At 63.6% G+C, this 4,473-nt stretch carries 3 protein-coding genes; all 3 read left to right on the forward strand.

Translation table 11 applies throughout. The features are described from left to right. A partial coding sequence (locus EOD15_RS29290; protein WP_148129687.1) for an MFS transporter occupies positions 1-972 on the forward strand: 972 nt, incomplete at its 5' end. 163 nt (positions 973-1,135) lie between these two features. Beyond that, positions 1,136-2,308, forward strand: a complete 1,173-nt coding sequence (locus EOD15_RS29295) for an MFS transporter (protein ID WP_127409077.1) — start codon at positions 1,136-1,138, stop codon at positions 2,306-2,308. Positions 2,309-2,376: 68 nt separating this feature from the next. Beyond that, complete coding sequence (locus EOD15_RS29300; RefSeq protein ID WP_127409078.1) at positions 2,377-4,449, forward strand: prolyl oligopeptidase family protein; 2,073 nt, start codon at positions 2,377-2,379, stop codon at positions 4,447-4,449. Positions 4,450-4,473: the final 24 nt, after the last annotated feature.

The following is a 4,473-nucleotide window of genomic DNA, read 5'->3' on the forward strand; positions in this document are numbered from 1 at the left end:
TCTTTCGTGCCCGCGGCTGTGCGGCTTGTCGGTGCACGAAATCTGGCGGTCGGCAGTTCCTTGATCGGCGCGCTCTGCTTCCTGGGTATCGGCTATCTGCAGGACTGGGTGGCCTGGTTCGTCATCCGCTTCATCATCGGCGTCGTCATCAACCCGCTCTACATTCTCGGCGAGGTGTGGGCGCTGTCGCTGGCGCCACCGTCGCGGCGCGGCCGGGTGATGGGCGTGTTCAACACGCTGATGGGCGCCGGCTACGCCGCCGGACCATTCGCGCTGACCCTGCTCGGTACGTCGGGCTGGGCGCCCTTCATGGTCGGCGTCGCCGGTTTCGCGCTCTGCGCGGTGATCCTGCACGCGGTCTCGTCTAAGCTCACCGGTTTCGAGGATGACGACCAGCCTGCCAGCGGCCTTGTCGGCTTTGCCAAGGTGGCGCCTGCGCTGCTGCTTGCCGTGCTTGTCTCGGCGGCGGTCCAGCAGAGCACCTATGCGCTGGTCCCGGTCTTCGGCGCCAGCTACGGCCTGGCGGAAGCCGTTCTGGCCTCGCTGGTGATGGCGCTTTCACTCGGCAACATCCTGCTGCAGATACCACTCGGCCTTCTGGCGGAGCGTTTTGGCGGCCGCGCCATGATCATCGTCTGCGCGCTGGCAACAACCGTTTGCGCGCTTTTGCTGCCTTTGCTGATCACAACGCCGTTGATCTGGGTCGTGCTGCTGGTGATGGGCGCGGTCGGTTACGGCGTCTACACCATGGCATTGGTCGAACTCGGCAGCCGGTTCAAGGGCTCTGTGCTGGTCGCCGGCAACGCTGCCTTTGCACTGATGTGGGGCGTCGGTGGCATCGTCGGCCCACCCGGTGCCGGCGTGCTCATGCAAGGCATCGGCCCGCTCGGGCTGCCGGTCGTGATCGCCGGCCTCGATGCGGTGCTGGTGATGTTCGCGCTGTATCGGTCGTCCGTGCGCCGAGCTTCCTGACGAGCCCAACCTCCTGACCGGCCCAACCTCCTGACAGGCCCAACCTCCTGACAGGCCCGGCCTCCTGACAGGCATTGTCTGGAGCAAGCGGTTTTCGCCTGCCAGGGGCTTACCACCACGTTGCTCAATCGCTAATCCTGCAGCCTCGATAGCGGTGCGCACAATGAATTTGGTTGAATCGAACGAGGACGAGACGATGCAATGGGCGGCGATCACCGGTGTGATTGCGACCGTCTCGGTGTTCGCCATCGCGCAAGGGTTGTCCTATCCGCTGCTGAGCTTCATCCTGCAGCGCCAGGGCGTTTCGCCGGCGATGATCGGCCTGTCGGCGGCCATGACGCCGATTGGTTTCATCCTGTCGTCGCCATTGATCCCGGCGCTGGCCCGCCGGTTCGGGGCAGGGCGCACGGCGCTTACCTGTGCGGCCCTTTCGGCTGTCGTGCTGGCGCTGATCGGCTGGACGCAAAATGTCTATTTGTGGTTTCCCCTGCGCTTCCTGATCGGTGTGGTGACCAACCCGCTCTATGTGCTGAGCGAGATCTGGGTCATCGCGCTGGCGCCGCCGGCCCGGCGAGGGCGCGTCATGGGTGTCTATTCGACGATCATCTCGGCCGGTTTCGCGGCCGGGCCGCTATGCCTGCTTGCAGTCGGCACCGAGGGCTGGCCGCCCTTCCTCGTCGGCATCTCCGCCTTCGTGCTGTGCGGCATCTGCCTGGGCTTGGTGCTGCCGCGCTTGCCCAAGGTCGACGAGGCCGGGCATCAAGTTTCCGTCCTGGGTTTCGTGCCGCTGGCGTGGCTGCTTTTGTTTGCCGTCATAGTCGCCGCCGGTTTCGAACAGGGCGCGCTGGCGCTGCTGCCTGTCTATGGCACCCATCACGGCATTACCGAAACCCGCATGTCGGCGCTGCTGTCGGTGATGATTGCCGGCAATATCGCCATGCAGGTGCCGCTAGGCCTGCTGGCGGAAAGGCTTTCCGCGCGCCTGGTGCGGCTTGCCTGCGTCGCGATCACGGTGCTCGGCTGCGTCCTGCTTCCGCTTCTCATCGAGTCGCCGCTGATCTGGCCAATGATCTTTATCTGGGGTGCGGTTTCCTACGGCATCTACACGATGTCGATCATCGAGCTCGGCGAACGCTTCACCGGCTCCGCACTGGTTGCCGGCAATGCGGCCTTTTCCTTGATGTGGGGCGTCGGCGGTATCGCCGTGCCGCCGCTGGCGGGCGGCGCCATGGATATTCTGGGTGCCGGCGGGCTGCCGATCACGCTTGGGCTGCTGTGCCTGGCGCTGGCTATTGCTAGCCTCGCTGGTGGGCGGAAAGCCTCAATTGTGCGCTGAGCATAGTGAATATCGATACGGCCTATCCGCGTTGGCTTTTTCAAAGCAACGCGTTTATCGGAGACCTGATGACCAAGCCTGCCACCCAGACGCCGAATTCGGCCCCCACGACCGACGATCCCTTCCTCTGGCTGGAGGACAGGACAGCCAAGCAGTCGCTCGACTGGGTGCATCGCCAGAACGAGGTCACGGTTGGCGAGCTGCAGGGGGATCCGTCCTATGAGGCGTCGTTCCAGACCGCGCTCGACCTGATGACGGCCGAGGACAACATCGCTGTCGGCGCGGCAAAAGCCGGCCATGTCTACAATTTCTGGCAGGACAAGACCAATGTGCTCGGCCTCTGGCGCCGCACGACCGTCGCTTCCTACAAGACCGAGAAGCCCGACTGGGAAACGATTATCGACTTCGACCAGCTTGCGGCGAAGGAGGGGATAAAATGGGTGTTCAGCGGCGCCAGCCGGCTCTATCCGGACTTCAACCGTTGCCTGGTGAGTATGTCGCCGGATGGCGGCGACGCCAGCGAGATGTGCGAATTCGACATCGCGACCAAGTCTTTTGTCGAGGGTGGGTTTCGTGCACCCGCTTCCAAGTCGGGCTTCAGCTGGCTGGATAAGGACACCGTGATTGTTTCCGCCGCTTTCGACGAGGCCGACAAGACCGAGTCCGGCTATCCGCGAGTCATAAAGCTGTGGAAGCGCGATACCAAGCTGGAAGACGCGACGCCGATCTTCGAGGCGCAGAAAGAGGATCTCGCCGTTGGTGCCGCTGTCGAGTACGACGGTGACAGACGCTATCTGGTCCTGGCTCGAACGCTGAATTTCTTCGCTTCGCACATCTTCCTTCGGCTGCCTTCCGGCGAAAACAAACAGCTGCCGCTACCGGACGACATGACCGATACGGCAATTTTCAGGGATCAGCTCGTGTTCGGCGTGCGCAGTCCATGGACGGCGCCCGACGGCACGGTTTGCAAGCCCGACGGCCTCTATTCGCTGGATCTGGCGCTCTGGGTCGAGACCGGCGCGCTCGGATCTGTCGAAACCTTGTTCGAGCCGGCATATCGCGTTTCCATCGCCGGCATGGCCCGCACGCAGGACCGGCTGTTCATCAGCCTTATGGACAAAGTGCGCGGCAAGGTCGTCGTCTGCGAGCGCAAGGATGGCAACTGGTCGCTGAAACCGGTGGCGCTGCCCGAAAATGGCAATGTCGGCATCAGCCATGCCGAGCAGTTCGGCTCGAGCGTGTCCTTTTCCTTCACCGATTTCCTGACCCCGAGTTCGATCATCTGGTCTGATGACAATGGCGAGACGCTCGCTACCGTGAAGTCGCAGCCGGCGCGTTTCGATGCCTCGCCGCTCATCTCGGAACAGTTCGAGGCGCGCTCCAAGGACGGCACGATGATCCCTTATTTTGTCGTCAGGCGGCGCGATCAGAAGGGGCCGGTGCCGACGCTGCTTTACGGCTATGGCGGTTTCGAAGTGCCGCTGCTGCCCGGCTATGCCGGCGTGCGCGGGAGGCTATGGCTGGAAAAGGGCAATGCCTATGTGCAGGCTTGCATCCGCGGCGGCGGCGAGTTCGGCCCGGCCTGGCATCAAGCGGCGCTCAAGGGCAATCGCCAAAACGGATTCGACGATTTCGCAGCGGTCGCGCAGGACGTCGTCAAGCGCGGCATCGCGACAGCAAGCTCACTCGGCATCCAGGGTGGTTCGAATGGCGGCTTGCTGACCGGCGTTTCCTTGACGCAGCATCCCGAGCTATTCGGCGCCGTCATCATCGAGGTGCCGCTGCTCGACATGCTGCGTTACGCCGAATTGCCGCCTGGCGCCTCGTGGATGGCCGAATATGGCGATCCGTCGAAACCCGAAGACGCGAAGTGGCTTTCAGCCTACTCGCCCTACCAGCATGTCGACGCCGCTGCCGCCTATCCGCCTGTGCTTCTGACCACATCGACCGCTGACGATCGGGTCCATCCCGGCCATGCGCGCAAGATGGCCGCCCGCCTGCAGGAAGCCGGCCATGCCAGGACGCTGTTCTTCGAGGAGACCGAGGGTGGTCATGGCGGGCGTGGCGACCGCCGGCCGCAGGCGGCGCAGACGGCGATGAAATATGTCTTCCTGCAGAGGGCGCTGACAGCCAAGGCCTAGACTCATTCCGTTATGGGCCAGCAA

Origin of the sequence: Mesorhizobium sp. M7A.T.Ca.US.000.02.2.1 (assembly GCF_003996995.1) — a bacterium.
Lineage (GTDB): Bacteria > Pseudomonadota > Alphaproteobacteria > Rhizobiales > Rhizobiaceae > Mesorhizobium.

Coding starts and splice junctions, on each gene's coding strand:
- EOD15_RS29295 (WP_127409077.1), top strand. CDS start 1,136: ATGAATTTGGTTGAATCGAACGAGGACGAGACGATGCAATGGGCGGCG.
- EOD15_RS29300 (WP_127409078.1), top strand. CDS start 2,377: ATGACCAAGCCTGCCACCCAGACGCCGAATTCGGCCCCCACGACCGAC.